At 67.7% G+C, this 18,264-nt stretch carries 17 protein-coding genes and 1 pseudogene; 11 read left to right on the top strand and 7 right to left on the bottom strand.

Features of this window, described 5'->3' with window-relative positions; genetic code table 11:
- Window positions 1–56: 56 nt before the first annotated feature.
- Window positions 57–698: a 3-oxoacid CoA-transferase subunit B gene (locus ACW173_RS08935; RefSeq protein WP_492084683.1), complete on the bottom strand. Its 642-nt coding sequence runs from the start codon at window positions 696–698 to the stop codon at window positions 57–59.
- Entirely contained in the window at window positions 698–1,408 is a 711-nt protein-coding gene (locus ACW173_RS08930; RefSeq protein WP_492084681.1) for a CoA transferase subunit A, read from the bottom strand. Before ACW173_RS08930 ends, ACW173_RS08935 begins: the two co-directional genes overlap by 1 nt.
- On the opposite strand from ACW173_RS08930, the pseudogene ACW173_RS08925 reads away from it, so the two are divergent.
- The 3 genes and pseudogenes from ACW173_RS08925 (at window position 1,311) to ACW173_RS08915 (ending at window position 4,009) form a co-directional block, all read left to right on the top strand.
- Window positions 1,311–1,516 (top strand): annotated as a pseudogene (locus ACW173_RS08925) (hypothetical protein). The gene ACW173_RS08930 and the pseudogene ACW173_RS08925 overlap by 98 nt on opposite strands.
- Complete coding sequence (kefF, locus tag ACW173_RS08920) at window positions 1,516–2,097, top strand: glutathione-regulated potassium-efflux system oxidoreductase KefF (RefSeq protein WP_492084680.1); 582 nt, start codon at window positions 1,516–1,518, stop codon at window positions 2,095–2,097. The pseudogene ACW173_RS08925 and the gene kefF overlap by 1 nt, the downstream one beginning before the upstream one ends.
- Window positions 2,098–2,104: 7 nt before the next feature.
- On the top strand, window positions 2,105–4,009 hold the full coding sequence (locus ACW173_RS08915; RefSeq protein ID WP_492084678.1) for a monovalent cation:proton antiporter-2 (CPA2) family protein: 1,905 nt from the start codon (window positions 2,105–2,107) through the stop codon (window positions 4,007–4,009).
- 12 nt (window positions 4,010–4,021) lie between these two features.
- Here the strand turns inward: ACW173_RS08915 and ACW173_RS08910 are convergent, their stop codons facing one another.
- The 3 genes from ACW173_RS08910 to ACW173_RS08900 form a co-directional block, all read right to left on the bottom strand.
- Window positions 4,022–5,053: a helix-turn-helix domain-containing protein gene (locus tag ACW173_RS08910; RefSeq protein ID WP_492084676.1), complete on the bottom strand. Its 1,032-nt coding sequence runs from the start codon at window positions 5,051–5,053 to the stop codon at window positions 4,022–4,024.
- 386 nt (window positions 5,054–5,439) lie between these two features.
- Complete coding sequence (gene cerH, locus ACW173_RS08905) at window positions 5,440–6,492, bottom strand: ceramide hydroxylase CerH (protein ID WP_492084675.1); 1,053 nt, start codon at window positions 6,490–6,492, stop codon at window positions 5,440–5,442.
- A 101-nt stretch (window positions 6,493–6,593) separates the two neighbouring features.
- A complete protein-coding gene (locus tag ACW173_RS08900) occupies window positions 6,594–7,277 on the bottom strand; it encodes a YiaD family glycine zipper/OmpA-like lipoprotein (RefSeq protein WP_492084673.1) in 684 nt (227 codons plus the stop codon).
- Window positions 7,278–7,453: 176 nt separating this feature from the next.
- Here ACW173_RS08900 and ACW173_RS08895 point away from each other — a divergent pair, with 176 nt between their 5' ends.
- On the top strand, window positions 7,454–8,389 hold the full coding sequence (locus ACW173_RS08895) for an isopenicillin N synthase family dioxygenase (protein WP_492084672.1): 936 nt from the start codon (window positions 7,454–7,456) through the stop codon (window positions 8,387–8,389).
- A gap of 132 nt (window positions 8,390–8,521) precedes the next feature.
- Here the strand turns inward: ACW173_RS08895 and ACW173_RS08890 are convergent, their stop codons facing one another.
- On the bottom strand, window positions 8,522–10,144 hold the full coding sequence (locus ACW173_RS08890; protein WP_492084670.1) for a ubiquitin-activating E1 FCCH domain-containing protein: 1,623 nt from the start codon (window positions 10,142–10,144) through the stop codon (window positions 8,522–8,524).
- A gap of 130 nt (window positions 10,145–10,274) precedes the next feature.
- Here ACW173_RS08890 and trmD point away from each other — a divergent pair, with 130 nt between their 5' ends.
- From trmD to ACW173_RS08875, 3 genes are all read left to right on the top strand, one after another.
- Window positions 10,275–11,012, top strand: coding sequence for a tRNA (guanosine(37)-N1)-methyltransferase TrmD (gene trmD, locus ACW173_RS08885; RefSeq protein WP_492084669.1), 738 nt, complete (start codon window positions 10,275–10,277; stop codon window positions 11,010–11,012).
- A gap of 3 nt (window positions 11,013–11,015) precedes the next feature.
- Window positions 11,016–11,417 (top strand): 50S ribosomal protein L19, encoded by a 402-nt coding sequence (gene rplS, locus ACW173_RS08880; protein WP_492084668.1) that lies wholly within the window; start codon window positions 11,016–11,018, stop codon window positions 11,415–11,417.
- Window positions 11,418–11,816: 399 nt separating this feature from the next.
- A complete protein-coding gene (locus ACW173_RS08875) occupies window positions 11,817–12,782 on the top strand; it encodes a LysR substrate-binding domain-containing protein (RefSeq protein WP_492084666.1) in 966 nt (321 codons plus the stop codon).
- Between the two features lie 194 nt (window positions 12,783–12,976).
- Here ACW173_RS08875 and ACW173_RS08870 read toward each other — a convergent pair whose 3' ends face one another.
- Entirely contained in the window at window positions 12,977–14,539 is a 1,563-nt protein-coding gene (locus tag ACW173_RS08870) for an MFS transporter (protein ID WP_492084665.1), read from the bottom strand.
- 124 nt (window positions 14,540–14,663) lie between these two features.
- On the opposite strand from ACW173_RS08870, the gene leuC reads away from it, so the two are divergent.
- The 4 genes from leuC (at window position 14,664) to leuB (ending at window position 18,218) form a co-directional block, all read left to right on the top strand.
- A complete protein-coding gene (gene leuC, locus ACW173_RS08865) occupies window positions 14,664–16,106 on the top strand; it encodes a 3-isopropylmalate dehydratase large subunit (RefSeq protein ID WP_492084663.1) in 1,443 nt (480 codons plus the stop codon).
- Window positions 16,106–16,714: a 3-isopropylmalate dehydratase small subunit gene (gene leuD / locus ACW173_RS08860; protein WP_492084661.1), complete on the top strand. Its 609-nt coding sequence runs from the start codon at window positions 16,106–16,108 to the stop codon at window positions 16,712–16,714. The genes leuC and leuD overlap by 1 nt, the downstream gene beginning before the upstream one ends.
- Window positions 16,715–16,848: 134 nt before the next feature.
- The gene (locus ACW173_RS08855) at window positions 16,849–17,151 is read left to right on the top strand and encodes a putative quinol monooxygenase (RefSeq protein WP_492084659.1); all 303 of its coding nucleotides are present in this window, start codon (window positions 16,849–16,851) and stop codon (window positions 17,149–17,151) included.
- A 14-nt stretch (window positions 17,152–17,165) separates the two neighbouring features.
- The gene (gene leuB, locus ACW173_RS08850) at window positions 17,166–18,218 is read left to right on the top strand and encodes a 3-isopropylmalate dehydrogenase (RefSeq protein ID WP_492084657.1); all 1,053 of its coding nucleotides are present in this window, start codon (window positions 17,166–17,168) and stop codon (window positions 18,216–18,218) included.
- Window positions 18,219–18,264 lie beyond the last annotated feature (46 nt).

Genomic DNA, 18,264 nt, shown 5'->3' with positions numbered 1-18,264 from the left:
CAAGTGTCATCCCGGACGGCCCGCGGGGCCGATCCGGGATGACACGGGTCTTGGGCTTAGAGAGAAACCTCGAAGGTCGCCTCGGTCTTGGCCTTGACCTCGTCCACCGTCACGCCCGGCGCCAGCTCGATCAGCTTCACCGGCGTCTTGCCGCGATTGATCTCGAAGACGCCCAGCTCGGTGATCAGCAGGTCGACCACGCCAGCGCCGGTCAGCGGCAGCGAGCACTGCTTCAGGAGCTTCGGCGCGCCGGACTTCTCGCAGTGGTCCATGACCACCACCACGCGCTTGACGCCGGCCACCAGGTCCATGGCCCCGCCCATGCCCTTGACCATCTTGCCGGGCACCATCCAGTTGGCCAGGTCGCCGTTTTCGGCCACCTGCATGCCGCCCAGGATCGACAGGGCGATGTGGCCGCCGCGGATCATCGCGAAGCTGTCGGCCGACGAGAAGTACGAGCTCGAATCCAGCTCGGTGATCGTCTGCTTGCCGGCGTTGATCAGGTCGGCGTCCTCTTCGCCCTCATAGGGGAAGGGACCCATGCCCAGCATGCCGTTCTCGCTTTGCAGCGTCACGTGCATGCCTTCCGGGATGTAGTTGGCCACCAGGGTCGGGATGCCGATCCCGAGGTTCACGTAGAAGCCGTCCCGCAGCTCCTTGGCGGCGCGGGCCGCCATCTCGTCGCGCGTCCAGGCCATTACGCGGTTTCCTTCTGGCGAGTGGTCACGCGCTCGATGCGCTTCTCGAACTTCGCGCCCTTGACCAGGTGGTCGACATAGATGCCGGGCGTGTGGATGGCGTCCTTGTCCAGGGCGCCGATCGCGACCAGCTCCTCGACCTCGACGACGGTCTTCTTGCCGGCCGTGGCCATCATCGGATTGAAGTTCCGGGCGGTCTTTCGATAGATCAGGTTGCCCTCGGCGTCGGCCTTCCAGGCCTTGACGATCGAAAGGTCGGCGACCAGGCCGCGCTCCATCACGTACATCTCGCCGTCGAACTCGCGGACTTCCTTGCCCTCGGCCACCAGGGTGCCGTAGCCAGTGCGCGTGAAGAAGGCCGGGATGCCCGCCCCGCCCGCACGAATGCGTTCGGCCAGCGTGCCCTGCGGATTGAACTCGAGCTCCAGTTCGCCGCTGAGGTAGAGCTGTTCGAACAGCTTGTTCTCGCCCACATAGGACGAGACCATCTTCTTGATCTGGCGGTTTTCGAGGAGAATCCCCAGGCCGAAGCCGTCGACGCCGCAATTGTTGGAGATGACCGTGAGGTCCTTCGTCCCCGCCTCGCGGATCGCCGCGATCAGGTTCTCGGGAATGCCGCACAGGCCAAAGCCGCCGGCCATGATGGTCATGCCGTCGAACAACAGCCCGGCCAGGGCCTCGACGGCGTCTGTCTTCACCTTGTCGACCATGGTGTCTCCCTATCCCGGTGATAGTAGTCCCGTGTTTGGCGAACCGTGTCGCCCGAGCCACGAAGAAATTCAACCCTTGATGAAATTATTTCCGGAAGGGCCGCTTGATGTCCGACGCTAACACCGGCTCCGTGACGCCCGCCACCCCGGGGGTGCTTCTGGTCCTGGCCCATCCGGCGCTTGAACGCTCGCGCGCCAATCGCGCCCTGGCCAAGGCGGCCAAGGGCCTTTCCGGCGTCACCTTCAAGGACCTGTACGAGACCTATCCGGACTTCGTGGTCGACATCGAGACCGAGCAGGCGGCGCTGGTGAAGCACGACGTCATCGCCCTGCAGTTCCCGCTGTACTGGTACTCGACCCCGGCCCTGATGAAGGAGTGGCTGGATCTGGTCTGGCTGCACGGCTTCGCTTATGGCGAGGACGGCGAGGCCCTGAAGGGCAAGCGCCTGTTCGTGGCCTGCACCACCGGCGCCAGCGCCAAGGCCTACCATATGCACGGCTACAACCGGTTCTCGATGGACGAGTTCTTGCGGCCGCTGGAGCAGACCGCGCACCTGTGCGGCATGGAATGGGAGACGCCGTTCGTGGTTCACGGCGCTTCGGTGAAAGACGACGCGGCCCTGAGGGCCGAGGCCGAGCGCTACAAGGCGCGCGTGGCCTCGCTGACGCCAAAGAGCGTGGAGGCTTAAGGACGGCATGGAGAACTTCCTCACCCAGACCCTGGTCTATCTGGGCGCGGCCGTCATCTCGGTGCCGATCGCCAAGCGGCTGGGGCTCGGCTCGGTACTGGGTTACCTGATCGCCGGCGTGGTCATCGGCCCGTTCGCCCTGGGCCTGGTCGGCGAGCAGGCCGACGTCATGAAATTCGCCGAATTCGGCGTCGTCATCCTGCTGTTCCTGATCGGCCTCGAGGTGCAGCCCTCGATGCTGTGGGACATGCGCAAGGCCATCTTCGGCCTGGGCGGAGCGCAGGTGCTGGGCACGGCCAGCGCCATCGCCGTCGCCTCCCTCGCCCTGGGCCTGCCCTGGCAGACGGCCATGGCGGTCGGCCTGGTTCTCGCGATGTCCTCCACCGCCATCGTGCTCCAGACCCTGGACGAGAAAGGGCTCAGACAAGGGCCGGTCGGCCGCGCCGCCTTCGGGGTGCTGCTGCTGCAGGACCTGGCGGTGATCCCGATGTTCGCCCTGCTGCCCCTGCTGGCCACCGGCGCGGCGCATCACGCCGAAGCGGGCGGCGGTCATGGCGGGGGCAGCCTGGTCGCCCACCTGCCGATCTGGGCCCAGACCCTGTCGGTGTTCGCCGCCGTGGGCGGGGTGATCGGCGGCGGCCGTTATCTGGTCCGCCCGCTGTTCCGCTTCATCGCCAAGGCCCGCCTGCGCGAGATCTTCGTCGCCGCGGCCCTGCTGATCGTGGTGGCCGTGGCCAGCCTGATGCAGGTCGTGGGCCTCTCACCGGCGCTCGGGGCCTTCCTGGCCGGGGTGGTGCTGGCTGAAAGCGAGTTCCGCCGCGAGCTGGAAAGCGACATCGAGCCGTTCCGGGGCCTGCTGCTGGGCCTGTTCTTCATCACCGTCGGCGCGGGCGTCGACCTGCCGCTGGTGGCGCGCCAGCCCCTGGTCCTGGCCGGCATCGTCATCGGGCTGATGGTCCTGAAGTTCCTGGTCATGTTCGGCATCGCCCGCCTGTTCGGGGCCCCCAAGCGCGGCGCGATGGCGGTGGCCACCGCCCTGGCCCAGGGCGGCGAGTTCGCTTTCGTGCTGCTCAGCTTCACGGTCGGGGCGGGCGTGATCGGCGCGCAGCTGGCCGCCTTGCTCACCGCCGCCGTCGCCGTCTCGATGGCGCTCACCCCGGTGGCCATGATCCTGTACGAGCGCGTGGCGGCCCTGATGGACGCGGCCATTCCCGACGTGGTCCCCGACACCGGCGACTTCGACGAGGGCGAACCGGACATCATCATCGCCGGCTTCGGACGTTTCGGGCAGATCACCGGCCGCCTGCTGACCGCCAACGGCTTCAAGTCGACCATCCTGGACAGCGACATCGAGCAGATCGAGCTGCTGCGCCGTTTCGGCCGCCGGGTGCACTATGGCGACGCCACGCGCCTCGATTTGCTGCGCGCCGCCGGGGCCGAACGGGCCCGCATGCTGATCGTCGCCCTGGACGACCGCGAGAAGACCGTCGAGCTGGTGGAGACCGCCCGCAAGGCCTTCCCGAACCTGGTCATCCTGGCCCGCGCCTGGGACCGCCGCCACGCCTACGACCTGCTGGCCAACGGCGCCGACGCGGTCGAGCGCGAGACCTTTGAGTCGGCCCTGGCGATGGGGACCACCGCCTTGCAGAAGCTGGGCTTCCGCGCCCACCGCGCCCACCGCGCCTCGGCCTTTTTCCGCCGCCATGACCGGCGGGTGTTCGAGGAGCTGCGCCCGATGTGGGGCCAGGAGGAAGCCTATATCCTGGCCTCGCGCGACGCGGCCCAGACCATGGACCGGCTGCTGGACGCCGACCTGCACCGCATGCGTCCGGGCGACGCCGGCGGGGCCTGGGACACGGCCAGCCTGGACGAGGAACTGCGCGAACGAGCGCAGCAGGAGGGTACGACCTAGGACAAGGAGGGGCTAGGCGGCGTCCAACGCCTTCAGCCAGTCCGGCAGCCCGCCGTTCGCGGCCTTCTGGACGCTGGCGCGGGCGGCGGCGGACGCGCCCTGTCCGCGCGCTTCGCCCGGCGTCATGCCGAACCGCGTCTTGAACGCCCGACTGAAACTGGACCAGACGGTGAAGCCGTAGCGCTCGGCCACCTGGCTCATGGCCAGCGACTGGGCCGGGTCCGACAGGGCCTCGAACACCCGGCGCAGGCGGCGGTTGCGGATGTGCTCGCTGACCCCGCCCAGCGGCGCGAACAGCCGATAGAGCGAAGCGCGCGACACGCCGAAGCGGCGGCACAGCAGCTCGGCGTCCAGGTCCGGGTCGTGCAGATTGGCGTCGATGAACCGCCGCATCCGGGCGCGCTGGGTCTCGGCCGCCGCCCGCCGCGTCTCCTCGCCGCGATGGCCCAGGGTCAGGCCGGCCAGCAGGTCGGTGGTCGCCCGGCCGACGCCATAGGCCTCCTCCGGCAGCAGGTCGGGCGCCACCCGCATAAGGCTCTCGGCATGGGCCTTCAGCAGCTTGGCTCCGGCGCTCTCGCGGCGCAGGACCAGGCCATGCAGCGGGTCCAGGTCGATGTCGCGGGCGTCGAAGGCGTCACGCGGCAGGGCCAGGTTGATGTTGGTGCAGTGGGTCGTCTCGGACTGGAAGGTGCGAGTCAGATCCAGCAGGCAGACGTCGCCAGGCCGCGCCACGGTCTCGCCGCCACCGGCGCGCCGGTGGTCCTCGCCGTCGACGATGATCTGCACCAGGACAAGCTCCAGCCCCGTGGCGGCGATCTTGCGCGCGTCGCGGCCATAGCCGAACACACCACCGCTCATATGGGCCTGGCCCAGCAGCAGCGGGCCGATGTTGAAGCTGTTGATCCCTAGGTCCGGCCCGCGCTCGGCCGCGTCGCGCAAGCGAGTGTCGAATACCGGAGCGATAGCCTCGGCATAGGCTTCCGCGCCTTCGCGGCCCGGAGTGATCCGGGTGCCGGCTTGAAACTGGGGCAGCGAAGGCGGCATGCAAGCAACTCGAACCAACGATACGCGAGCCTTGAGCCAGACGCCGAAAGACGCGAGCCGTCAATGTCCGGGATACCCACGTGCGCGGAGTCTCAGATTCATGACTGGCCGTCTCAAAGGCGGGAACCTTGGTTGCTCCCCCCGCCACCGGGCTCTACGGGGTGCCCTAGCACGAGGCCGACGCATCCATTCCCTTGGCAGCGTTCTCGTGCTGAGCGGTCAGGTCCGGTCGGCCCAGCTGTGGGGGACTCGGGTTCGGTCGGACCACCGCGTGAAAACAGCCCAAGCCTTTACGCGACGCGAGGCCCCGCCGGTCCCGCGTCGCTTTTTTTGTCCGGCCGCTCGCGGCTCGCCCTCCGCGGCGGCGGGCGGGCCTGGACTGTCGTTTAGCGCGCCGGCTGTGTCTCGACGTCCTTCCGGCCCACGCGGCGGAAGAGGTCCGCCAGGGCTTCGAACAGGCCATTCTCGGACGCCTGATGATAGATCGAGTCCGCCGCGAACGCCTGGGCCAGGCGCGCATGGGCCTTGCCCAGGTTGTGATAAGGCAGGCGCGGCAGCAGGTGGTGCAAGGCGTGATAGCGCAGACCGACCGGAGCCCACAGCTCGGACGCCAGGTTCGGCGGCGGCACGTTGACCGAGTCCAGGAACTGCTCGTCGAGGGTCATCTTGCCCCCGTCGTTGTCCCAGTGGTGGGCGACCAGGGTGCGGGCCTGGTTGACGAAGGTGGCGACGGCGAAGATCGCCAGGCCCGTCAGCACGAACCGCACCGGCAGCCAACCCGCGACCGTCGCGGCGATCACCGCCCACGACCACAGCCAGCAGGCGACGTCCTGGGCGATCCAGCCGACGCGCCAGCGATGCAGGTCCTCCCGCACGAAGTCGGGATTGATCATCAGCGCCGACAGCTTGGTCTTCACGTAGCGGCCCAGGGCCGGGATCACGAACGACAGCGGGACCAGGACCGCCGAGCGCAGGATCACGCCCAGCGGCGCCAGCAACGCGACGAACAGGAAGGCGGCCAGCTTCAGCGGCGTGAAGCGCGACAGCGGCAGATATTCCGGATCCAGCGCGGTGCCGAAGCGGTCCTTGATGTGATGGATGTTGTGCACCCCCTCGTACATCAGCGACGGAGTCATCAGCGGCACGCCGACCAGGGCGTTCCAGCCGAACAGGAAGCCCGGCGTCTCGTCGGCGCGCAGGTGGGTCAGTTCGTGGATGAAGCTCAAGGCCCTGTACAGGGCCAACACGCTGACCAGGCCCGCGGCGAGGCCGAGCGCCAGGCTGGCGGTCGTCGCGGCGACGTGGAAGCCGCCCCACATCAGGGCGACCGAAATGACGAGGTCGATCCAGTAGACGGCCGCGTTCGGCGTCATCAGGTCCTCGGTCAGGCCATGGGCCTGCTTGGTCAGACTGACGCCTTGGCTCGCCAACTTGTTCACTTCGACCTCGCGCCGTCTCGATAAGGAGAACGAATTGGCGACGGCGCGAGGGAAAAGCAACCGTTTGGATCAAAGGCGCGACAATTCCGCGCCCTTAAGCGTTACTGCGTGAGCGGCCGCAGAATGATCTCCACCCGGCGGTTCTGGGCCCGGCCGGCGGCGGTGGCGTTGTCGGCGATCGGCTGGCGCTCGCCCATGCCGGCCACGAAGACACGGTCGGTCAACACTCGGCCTGGTCCGGTCAGATAGCCGGCCACCGCGCTGGCGCGACGTTCCGACAGGGTCTGGTTGTAGTCATCCGGACCACTCGAATCGGCGTGACCCACGACGTCGATCGTCGTCTGCGGATAGGCGTTCAGCGTGCGAGCCACGTCGTCCAGAACACGGGTGAACTGCGGCTGCACGTCGGACTTGTCGACGGCGAAGGTGACATCGCTGGGCATGACCAGCACGATCTGGTCGCCGTTACGGCGGATCATGACGCCCGAGCCTTCCAGGCTGCGGCGGAAGTCGGCCTGCTGGCGGTCCATGTAGTTGCCGATGGCGCCGCCCGCGAGCGCGCCGATGCCGGCCCCGATCAGGGCGTTCTTGCGGCCCTGCTCGCCCTTGTTGGTGTTGGTCAGATAACCCAGCACGGCGCCGACACCCGCGCCGGTCAGGACACCCGTCCCGGTGTTGTTGCGCACCGGCATGCCCGTATACGGATCGGTGGTGGTGCAGGCGGTCAGGCCGATCGCGCCCATCAGGACGGCGGCCAAAGCAGTCTTGCGCCCAAAATGTGCCATGTGTCGCAACCCTCGTGTCTTTGTTGTAGATCAGGTCAACGGGCAAACGCCCTTGTTACGGTCAAGTTCCACTATCGCACCTGACACCAGGATGAACGGTCTTCGTTTCGCCCTCGGCTCGGTGTAGTAATAAGGGACTTACTCATCTCACACCCGCTCTTTTGGGGCTCGCCGACGTGTCTACCTCCGCCATCGAACCGATCTCGTTCACCCTTTACGGCAAGGACTTCCCGCGTTTCGCCCAGGAGCTGGGCGCTTCGTTCGAGCGCTACGGCTTCGCCGTGTTGTCGGAATACGACATCCCGCAGGACCGCATCGACGCGGCCATCGCCGACACCAAGGCCTTCTTCGCCCTGCCGGTCGAGACCAAGAAACAATATGCCGGCGTCAAGGGCGGCGCGCGCGGCTACATCCCGTTCGGCGTCGAGACCGCCAAGGGCGCCACGCATCACGACCTGAAGGAATTCTGGCACATGGGCCGCGAGCTGCCGCCCGGCCACCGCTTCCGCGCCACCATGGCCGACAATGTCTGGCCGGCCGAGATCCCGGCCTTCAAGCACGACGTCAGCTGGTTCTACAACGCGCTGGACACCATGGGCGGCAAGGTCCTGGAGGCCATCGCCACCTACCTGAAGCTGGACCGCGACTTCTTCAAGCCGACCGTCCAGGACGGCAACAGCGTACTCCGCCTGCTGCACTACCCGCCGATCCCGCTGGACGCCACCGGCGTGCGCGCCGGCGCCCACGGCGACATCAACACCATCACCTTGCTGATGGGCGCCGAGGAAGGCGGGCTGGAGCTGCAGGACCGCAACGGCGACTGGCTGCCGATCAACCCGCCCCCGGGCTGCATCGTCATCAACATCGGCGACATGCTCGAGCGCCTGACCAACCACGTCCTGCCCTCGACCATCCACCGCGTGCAGAACCCGCCCCCCGAGCGCCGTCACCTGCCGCGCTACTCGACGCCGTTCTTCCTGCACTTCGCGTCCGACTACGAGATCAAGACGCTGCCCAACTGCGTCACGCCCGAGAACCCGGACCGCTATCCGGAATCGATCACGGCCGACGAGTTCCTCCAGCAGCGGCTACGCGAGATCAAGCTGGCGTAGGGAAAACAGGGTCTCTGCTCCCCCTCTGGGGGAGCTGTCGCGAAGCGACTGAGGGGGCGTCGCCGGCCAAGGCCGAGATGCCCCTTCCGGCCCGCTGGGCCACCTCCCCCAGAGGGGGAGGAGATCCAAGACCTACTTAGCGATCCTCAGCGCCGAGATTTCCTGGGCGATCGACTTGAACGTCGTCTTCAGCTCAGAGCCGTTGGCGGGGAAGAAGGCCATCTCGCTCTTGCTGGCGCAGTACTGCAGCATGCTCTTGGCGGTGCTGTCGTCCACGTCGAAGCCGACCGTGTAGATGGTCAGGCCGTATTTGGACTTCTTCATCTCGTCGCACATCTTCTTGGTCTGCGCGAAGGGGTCGCCGTTGGTGGCGTTGCAGTTGATGTGGTCGCTGCTCGAGCCGCTGCCCGAGCCCGCATCCTTGGCGATGACGCCCTTGCAGTAAGGGGTGTTGAACGCGCCGTCGGTCATCAGCACCACGACCTTCATCAGATCCTTGGTCAGATAGGCGGCCGGCCGCTGGGAGGCGTTGGGCCACAGATAGCCGAAGTCCGGCGAGACCATGTACCAGCCCCAGGCGAAGCCGATCTGGCCGGCGGTCGAGCCTCCGATCGCCAGGCCGTTGATCTGCGACTTCAGCATGGTCTTGTCGCTGGACAGCGGCGTGATCGTCGCGGCCGGGCAGGGGTTGGCCGAGTTGCTGTCGTCCTTCGTCGTCGGATAGTTGGTGCCCACGTACGCGGTGCTGGGCGCGACGTCGGTATAGGCGTTCGACCCCGTCCGCTCGCTGACGCACGTGCTGATGTCGCGCTCCTCGGACGTGCCGCTGGCGCTGGTGAAGGCCAGAACCTTGCAGCCCGGATTGGTGCTCTTCTCGCAGGTGGCCGAGCCGCCGGAGGTGTAGGCGTTGGTGTTGGAGGTGTTGGCGTCGATCGTGAAGGTGTTCGTCGTCACGGACTTGACGTTGTAGGTCTTGCCGTTCAGCGCCGTCATGCCCAAGACGCCCGAGAACGAGATCTGGTCGTTTACGATGAACCCATGGCCATTCGAGGTCACCACCGCCTGGTTGGCCTTGGTGATCTTGGTGATGACGCGGACCGGGACGGGGCCACGAACGGCGTCGGCATAGGCGCCGACATTGACGCCGACCGAGTACGGGATGATCGCCACCTTCGAATAGAACGGCGTCTGGACGTCGCGGACGATGATGTCCACCAGGTCGGACGACGCCGTCTTCAGGTCTGTGATCCGCGAGCCGGACATCGAACCCGTGATGTCCAGCACGACCGCCACTTCCAGATCCTTGGACGAGCGGACCACGTCCGACGTCGCCACGACATTGAAGTTGGTCCCGGTCCACAGGTTGGCGATGACCGGCTTCAAGGTCCCACTGGCCGTGCCGATGATATGGTTGGTCGCGCCGTTCTTGAAAGTGGCGTTCGCGGCGGTCAGGCCCAGGTTCAGGCTCTCGATCTCGGCCTCGAAAGCCGGGTCGCCGATCGCTTCCAGCTCGGCGTTGGTCGTGGCGGTCGAGCGGGCGGCCATCAGGGTGGCGGCGTCCAGGGCGTCCTGCATCTGGCGCCGCTGCAGGCCGATGCGCCCCAGGTCGACCAGGGCGAAGACCAGGACCGACAGCGGGATGGCCAACAGGGCGAACTGGACGGCGATCGCGCCGCGCTGGTCGCGCCGCAGACGGCCGCCAAAGGCGTGGGCGCCTTCGCTCAGGCGTCGGATGAGGCGGCTCGGGGTCGACATGGGGCGGGTCTCAGGCGAGGTTTTTCGCCCTGAACTTGGCCCAGGAGGGTGAACAAGCCGAAAACGCCGTTGGTGAACGCCCCTTCGACGCCCCCTTCGACTCCGGGACTTCGTGGGCTAAAGAGCGCCCATGCCGTTCACCGCCACCGTCCTGACCATGTTCCCCGAGGCCTTTCCCGGCCCGCTCGGCGTCTCGATGATCGGGACCGCCTGGAAGGAACAGGACCTGTGGCGTTTGGAAACACTGGACATTCGGGCCTTTTCCAAGGATAAGCGCGGCTTCCTCGACGACACCCCCGCGGGTGGCGGCGCGGGAGCCGTGCTCAAAGCGGACGTCATCGCCTCCGCGCTGGACAGCGTGGACCTCGATGGTCGGCCGCTTTTGTACATGAGCGCCCGGGGCAGGCCCCTGACCCAGGCGCGCGTGAGAGAGTGGTCCAAGGCGCCCGGTATCGTGGTGCTGTGCGGCCGTTTCGAGGGGGTGGATCAGCGGGTGCTCGACGCCCGGGGGTTCGAGGAGGTCTCGGTCGGAGACGCGGTTCTCGCCGGTGGCGAGGCGGCGGCGATGGTCGTGATCGAGGCGTGCGTTCGACTTGCCCCGGGTGTTCTGGGGAATATCGAGAGCACGCTGGAGGAAAGCTTCGAGGACGGCCTCCTGGAGCATCCGCAGTACACGCGACCGCGGACGTTCGAAGGACGGGATATCCCCGAGGTGCTGCTATCGGGCGATCACAAGCGGATCGACCAATGGCGCAAAAGTATGCGTGAAGAAACGACCCGCGAGCGGCGGCCCGACCTCTGGGACGCGCATCTCGCCAATCAACAGGCAAAAGGCGTCCCCAAAAGGGGAAAGCCCAAAGGAGAATAGACCATGGCGATCAACATCGTCGCTCAACTCGAGCAAGAAGAAGCGGCCCGTCTGCTGGCCGTCCGCGCGATCCCGGACTTCCGTCCCGGCGACACCCTGCGCGTCAACGTGAAGATCAAGGAAGGCGAGCGCGAGCGCGTTCAGGCCTACGAAGGCGTCTGCATCGCCCGCGCCGGCACGGGCGTCCACGAGAGCTTCACGGTCCGCAAGATCTCGTTCGGCGAAGGCGTGGAACGTCTGTTCCCGCTGCTCTCGCCGAGCATCGAAAGCATCGAAGTCAAGCGTCGCGGCGTCGTCCGTCGCGCCAAGCTGTACTACCTGCGCGACCGTCGCGGTAAGTCGGCCCGTATCGCCGAGCGTTCGGGCGGCCCGAAGGTCGCGGCCACGGCTTCGTCGGAAGACTAAGCTCCGGCTTTTCGGACTTGAATGGGGCCCCGGCGGAAAACGCCGGGGCCTTTTTCTTTGGCGCCTAGTCTGGACGCTAGAAGGGCGGCCATGGCCCCGCGCCGGGTCAAACCGTCGGTCACGTCGCGCGCCCCGCCCGTCTTCGGGACGTGGGGAGCGCATGCGGCGGAAGCCTTATCGCGGCGCGATCAGGCGCGGGTGTTTCTCGGGCGGGCTGGGCGTACGCAGGGCCGCCCACAGCTGCTGCAGGGCCAGCAGCCATCCGAACGAAGTTTCCTTATGCATCTTGAGCGCCTGGTCCATCATCGCGGCCCTCCTTGGCTGCCGATGACGTGGAAGATCGTCGTTCAGCGACCGGGTGACAAACGCGGCGTCCTTGGCTATGCATAAGCTGGACTTATGCCAGACATTCTTTCCCGCCTGCCGCTCGCCGCCATTCGCGTGTTCGAGGCGGCCGCTCGCCTGAAGAGCTTCACCCGCGCCGCCGACGAGCTGGGCGTGACCCAGGCCGCCGTCAGCTGGCAGGTGAAGGCCCTGGAGCAGCGCCTGGACCAGCCGCTGTTCAACCGCCTGCCGCGCGAGGTGACCCTGACCCCGGCCGGCGAGCGCCTGTCGCGAGCGGCGACCGAGGCGATCTCCCTGCTGCGCGCGGCGGTCTCCGACCTGGTCGAGGTCGAGGAAGGCGTGCTGTCGATCACCACCGTCCAGAGCCTGGGCGGCCAGTGGCTGGCCCCGCGCCTGGGCGGCTTCCAGATCGCCCACCCGCGCATCGCCGTGCGGCTGGAGGCTTCGAGCCGGGTCATCGACCTGTCGCGCGAGGGCGTCGACATGGCCCTGCGCGGCGGCCAGGGCAGATGGCCGGGCATGACCGCCCACTTTCTTGTGCCGGCCGTCCAGACCCCGCTGGTCTCGCCGGAGTTCCTGGCCCGGATCGGTGGCCTGTCGCGGCCGGAGGACCTGCTGGACATCCCCCGCATCGGCATCGCCCGCGAGTGGGAGGAGTGGTTCCAGGCGGCCGGCGTCGCGGTGGCCGACGATCGCCTGACCCCGCGCCTGGCCTCCGACGCCCAGGCCCTGGAAGTGGCCAGCGCCCTGGCCAGCCACGGGGCGGCCCTGGGCTCGCCGATCTTCTTCGCCCGCGAGCTGGCCGAGGGGCGCCTCGTCATGCCGTTCGACGTGGTGGCGCGCTACACTGGCGGCTACTGGCTGGCCTATCCCAGCGACCGGGCCCGGGTGCGCAAGATCGCCGCCTTCCGCGACTGGGTTCTGGCCCAGGCCGCCGCCGATCCTCTGATCGCTCGTTACGCCGCGCTGGCGCCCCTGGAGTCGCCCGCCGGCTCGCCGCTGGCGCGTTCGACCCCGTAGTCAAGCTTAAGTGCGATCGCACCCTCCTTGACAAACCCGCGTTCCGTGACATGGTTAAACCACCCCCGGCTCAGGTCGGGCTTCCAGACCGTCTCCTTTCTAGTGGACGGCCCTTTCCGGGCGGAGCCATCGGCCCCCGGAAGCAAAGAATGATGCTAGGGCGCGCCGAAACCACTGGCGCGCCCTATGTCGTTTCAAGATGCTTTGCTGATCCCGCGCCTGCCACCGCGACGAACCTTTTCGGCGTCACGCTCGGCCTGGCTCTCGCGGGCCCGGCCCAGGCGGCGCTGCACCCGGGCGTCGCGCAGCAGGGCGGCGGGGACGTCGGTCAGCAGCTTGAGGCCCGCGATCGGCGACAGGTTGCGGACCTCACGGCGGGCCTGGGCGAGCACCTCGCCGACCATGGCCTTGCTGTCGACCTCGCCAGCCTCGTTGACCAGCGACAGGCGGTGCAGGGCGTAGAGCCCGAGGACGAAAGCGATCAGGAAGTAGAAGTCCCAGTTGGACACCCGCAACGGCGCCAGGGTCAGTACGTCGCCGGGACTGGTCCAGCGCAGCAGGATCTCCAGCCGTCGCGCCGCGAAGAAGTCGGCGAACACCCCGCCCAGCACCGGCGCCAGACCGGCGGCGGCCGAGCTGATCAGGGCGTTGGTCGCGATATAGGCCGTGGCCGAGCCGCGCGGCGACAGCTTCATGGCGATATTGCCCGACGACAGGGTCACTCCGGCCGTGGCCAGGCCCATCAGGGCGTGCAGCCCCACCAGATAGGCCATGACCCAGGCCCGCTCCTGGATCTGCGAGGCTCCGACCATGGCGGCGATGCACAGGATGAACAGGGGCGCGGCCACGGCCAGCACCGACTTGTTGGCGAAGCGGTCCGACAGTAGGCCCCAGCTGCGCAACGCCAGGACGTTGGTCGCCTGGCTGACCACGCCGAGGATGACGACGAAGGTGATGTCCAAGCCCAGCTGTTTGACGAAAAACACCGTGAAGAACGGCGTGGCCAGGTTCACAGCGAACTGCCAGCTGGCCAGAAAGACGATCAGTCGCCGGAAGTTCTGATCCTTCAGCGGGGCCTTCAGCAGCGGCAGCAGGCGGACGGTCTCGGTCGGGGCCAGCATGCGCGGCTCGGGCGTCAGGGCCAACTCGCGGCAGCTCAGCAGCCCCATCACGAAGCCGAACAGATAAAGCCCCGCGAAGGCCGTCGGCCGCCAGCTCGACCCCTCGGGCGCGCGGTCCAGGGCGAAGGCGGCGACCAGGCTGGCGATCAGGGCGACGATGGTGGCGTTGATGGTTCGCTTGGCGAAAATCTGGCCCAGGCGCTGCTCTGGCGCCAGGTCACGCACCCAGGCGTTCCACGCGCAGCCGCCGAAGGTGGCGACGCCGCCATAGAACACCTGCAACGCCACCAGCGCCGCCAGGGTCGCTCCGCCCGCGCTGGGGGCCAGCGCCAGAAGCGCCATGCCGGCCAGGGCGCAGCGGCTGACCAGGCTGGCCAGGATGGCGATACGCTTGCGGGTGCGAAGCTTCTCGACCAGCAACACGCCGGGCGCTTGCAGCAGTTGCACCCAGAAGGCCGCCGCGGCCAGCAGGCCGATCGTGGTGTTGGAGGCGCCCAGGTGCAGGGCGAAGGCCGTCAGGATCACCCCGCTGGTCACCGCCGTGCAGGCGTTGGAGAACCCCGCCTCCAGGACCAGATGCCGCAGGCCGCGCTCGCGCTCGTCCTCGCTCAGTTGCGCCGCTGGTGAAAAAAACATGCGCGGTACCAGCTTCACGACGCCACGAAGGGGCACGAACGATCGCCAGACAGCGATCGAACAAAGGATTCTGGGCGTTTCCTCGCTTTACGCGCCCCTCGCGAAGGCCTAGATGCGGGGCGCTATGACCCGCACATCCAAGACCCTCTACGACAAGATCTGGGACGCTCACGTCGTCAACGAACAGGACGGCGAAGCGATCCTCTACATCGACCTGCACCTCATCCATGAGGTGACCACCCCGCAGGCCTTCGCCGGCCTTCGCGCGGCCGGCCGCAAGGTGCGTCGTCCCGACCGCACGCTGGCGGTGGCGGACCACAACATTCCGACCGAGGGCCAAGCCCTTGGCGTCGACGCGGTGGCGGACGAGGAGGCGCGCCTGCAGCTCAAGACGCTGGCCCGCAACGTCGCCGACAACGGCATCGAATTCTTCCCGATGGGCGACATCCGCAACGGCATCGTCCACGTGGTCGGTCCCGAGCAGGGCCGCACCCAGCCGGGCATGACCATCGTCTGCGGCGACAGCCACACCTCGACCCACGGCGCCTTCGGGGCCCTGGCCCACGGCATCGGCACGTCCGAGGTCGAGCACGTCCTGGCGACGCAAACCCTGCGCCAGAAGAAGGCCAAGAACATGCTGGTCCGCGTCGACGGGAGCCTCCGCCCCGGCGTCACCGGCAAGGACATCGCTCTCGCCGTGATCGGCGAGATCGGCACCGCCGGCGGCACCGGCTATGTCATAGAGTTCGCCGGTCAGGCCGTGCGCGAACTGTCGATGGAGGGCCGCATGACCCTCTGCAACCTGACCATCGAGGGCGGCGCCAAGGCCGGCCTGGTGGCCCCGGACGACAAGACCTTCGCCTATATCCAGGGCAAGCCCGCCGCCCCCAAGGGCGCGGCCTGGGACATGGCGCTCAGCCACTGGAAGACCTTCTTCACCGACGACGACGCCGTCTACGATCGCACCGTGGTCATCGACGGCGCGGCCCTGGTCCCGATGGTCACCTGGGGCACCAGCCCCGAGGACGTCATCCCGGTCACTGGCGCCGTCCCCGATCCGGAAAGCTTCGCCACGCCCGACAAGCGCGCTGCCGCCCACCGGGCGCTCGATTATATGGGCTTGACCGCTGGTCAACCGATCTCGGAAGCCCGCATCGACCGCGTCTTCATCGGCTCGTGCACCAACAGCCGCATCGAGGACATGCGCGCCGCCGCCGCCGTGGTGCAGGAAGCCTTCCTGCACGGCCGCCTGGTGGCCCCGCACGTCAAGGCCATGGTCGTGCCCGGCTCGGGCCTCGTGAAGGAACAGGCCGAGGAAGAGGGCCTGGACGCCATCTTCAAGGCCGCCGGCTTCGACTGGCGCGAACCCGGCTGCTCGATGTGCCTGGCGATGAACCCCGACAAGCTGGCCCCGCAGGAGCGCTGCGCCTCGACCAGCAACCGCAACTTCGAAGGCCGCCAGGGCCGCGCCGGCCGCACCCACCTCGTCTCGCCGGCCATGGCGGCGGCGGCGGCGATCGCCGGCCACTTGGTGGACGTGCGGACATTCCTGGAGGAGACCGCCTGATGCGCGCCTTCACCCGCCTCGACGGCCGCGCGGCTCCGCTGGAGCTGGCCAATATCGACACCGACCAGATCATCCCCAAGCAGTTCCTCAAGACCGTGGAGCGCGAAGGGCTGGCCAAGGGCCTGTTCTACGATTTCCGCTTCGACGGCGACGGGAAGGAGATCAGCGACTTCGTCCTGAACAAGCCGGAATACAAGAACGCCAGCGTGCTGATCGCCGGTGACAACTTCGGCTGCGGCAGCTCGCGCGAGCATGCCCCGTGGGCCCTGATGGACTTCGGGATCATGTGCGTGATCTCGACCAGCTTCGCCGACATCTTCAACAACAACTGCTTCAACAACGGCCTGCTGCCGGTGGTGGTCAGCCCCGAGGACCTGTCGCTACTGATGGACGAGGCCAAGGGCGGCAACCACATGGTCAGCGTCGACCTGGAGACCCAGACCGTGGTCTCGCCGTCGGGCAAGTCGATCGGCTTCGACATCGATCCGGTGCGGAAAGAGAAGATGCTGAAGGGCCTCGACGCCATCGGCGAGACCCTGATGCACGGCGGCGATATCGACGTCTATGAGAGCAAGCGCGCGATCAGCCAGCCCTGGCTGGAAGCCTGAACAGCCTCCCCTCCCCTTGATGGGGAAGGGCAGGGGGGGGGTGATGCGGCGGTTCGGCCGCGCTAAACCCTGACAGGCTTTCCCCCCCATCCCCGACCCTTCCCCCATCAAAGGGGGAAGGGGGAGATTCCGAGATGACCCTCATCCTCGCCGGCACGATCCGCATCGCCCCCGAGCGCCTGGCCGAGCTGCGCCCGCATCTCCGCGCCCAGGTCGAGGGCACGCGCGCCGAGCCGGGCTGCCTGGACTACGCCCTGACCGAGGATCCGCTCGATCCAGGCCTGATCCGCGTCTACGAACATTTCGAAAGCGAGACCGCGTTGGAATTCCACCGCGCGACCGCGCACATGGCCGCCTGGCGCGCCGCCTGCGCCGAACTGGGCGTGCACGGCCGCGACCTGTCGTCGTTCGACGTTTCCGCCTATCGCAAGATCTGAAGAGAGAACCCTTCATGTCCACCCTGCTCCTCCTGCCCGGCGACGGCATCGGTCCTGAAGTCTGCGCGCAGGTGCGCCGCGTGGCGGCCGCCCTCACCCCGGACCTCCAGGTGTCGGAAGCCCCCTATGGCGGCTCCAGCTATGACGCCCACGGGACGCCGCTGCTGGACGAGGTGCGCGACCAGGCCATCGCCAGCGACGCGGTGCTGATGGGCGCCGTCGGCGGTCCGCAGTGGGCCAACGCCCCGCGCCACCTGCGTCCGGAAGCCGGCCTGCTGAACCTGCGCAAGGCGATGAACGTCTATGCCAACCTGCGCCCGGCCTACTGCTTCGAGGCCCTGGCCGGCGCCTCCAGCCTGAAGACCGAGCTGGTCTCGGGCCTGGACATCATGTTCGTGCGCGAGCTGGTCGGCGGAGTCTATTTCGGCGAGCCGCGCGGCATCGAGACCCTGGCCGACGGCCAGAAGAAGGGCTTCGACACCGCCATCTACACGACCAGCGAGATCGAACGCGTCGGCCGCGTGGCCTTCGAGCTGGCCCGGGGCCGGACCAACAAGGTCCACTCGGCCGAGAAGTCGAACGTCATGGAGTCGGGCCTGCTGTGGAAGCAGGTCATCACCGAGCTGCACGCCCGCGAATATCCGGACGTCCAGCTGGAGCACATCCTGGCCGACAACTGCGCCATGCAGTTGGTCCGCGCGCCCAAGCAGTTCGACGTCATCGTCACCGACAACCTGTTCGGCGACATCCTGTCGGACGCCGCGGCCATGCTGACCGGCTCACTGGGCATGCTGCCCTCGGCGGCCATCGGCGATCCGGACAAGCCGGGTCTGTACGAGCCGATTCACGGCTCGGCTCCCGACATCGCCGGCAAGGGCCTGGCCAATCCGCTGGCCGCCATCCTGTCGTTCGAAATGGCCCTGCGCTGGTCGCTGAAGCAGGCCCCGGCCGCCGACGCCCTGCTGGCGGCGGTGAAGAAGGCCCTCGACGCCGGCGCCCGCACCAAGGACCTCGGCGGATCGCTGACCACCGCCCAGATGGGCGACGCGGTGCTGGCGGCGCTGTAGCCCCTTCCCGAACAACCGTTGCAGGCCCTAGGCTCCTCCCAACAAG

The sequence above is a fragment of the Caulobacter sp. ALps2 genome (genome assembly GCF_058681635.1).
Note: the sequence above shows the minus strand (reverse complement) of the source record. Positions and strands in the feature narration are given on the sequence as shown.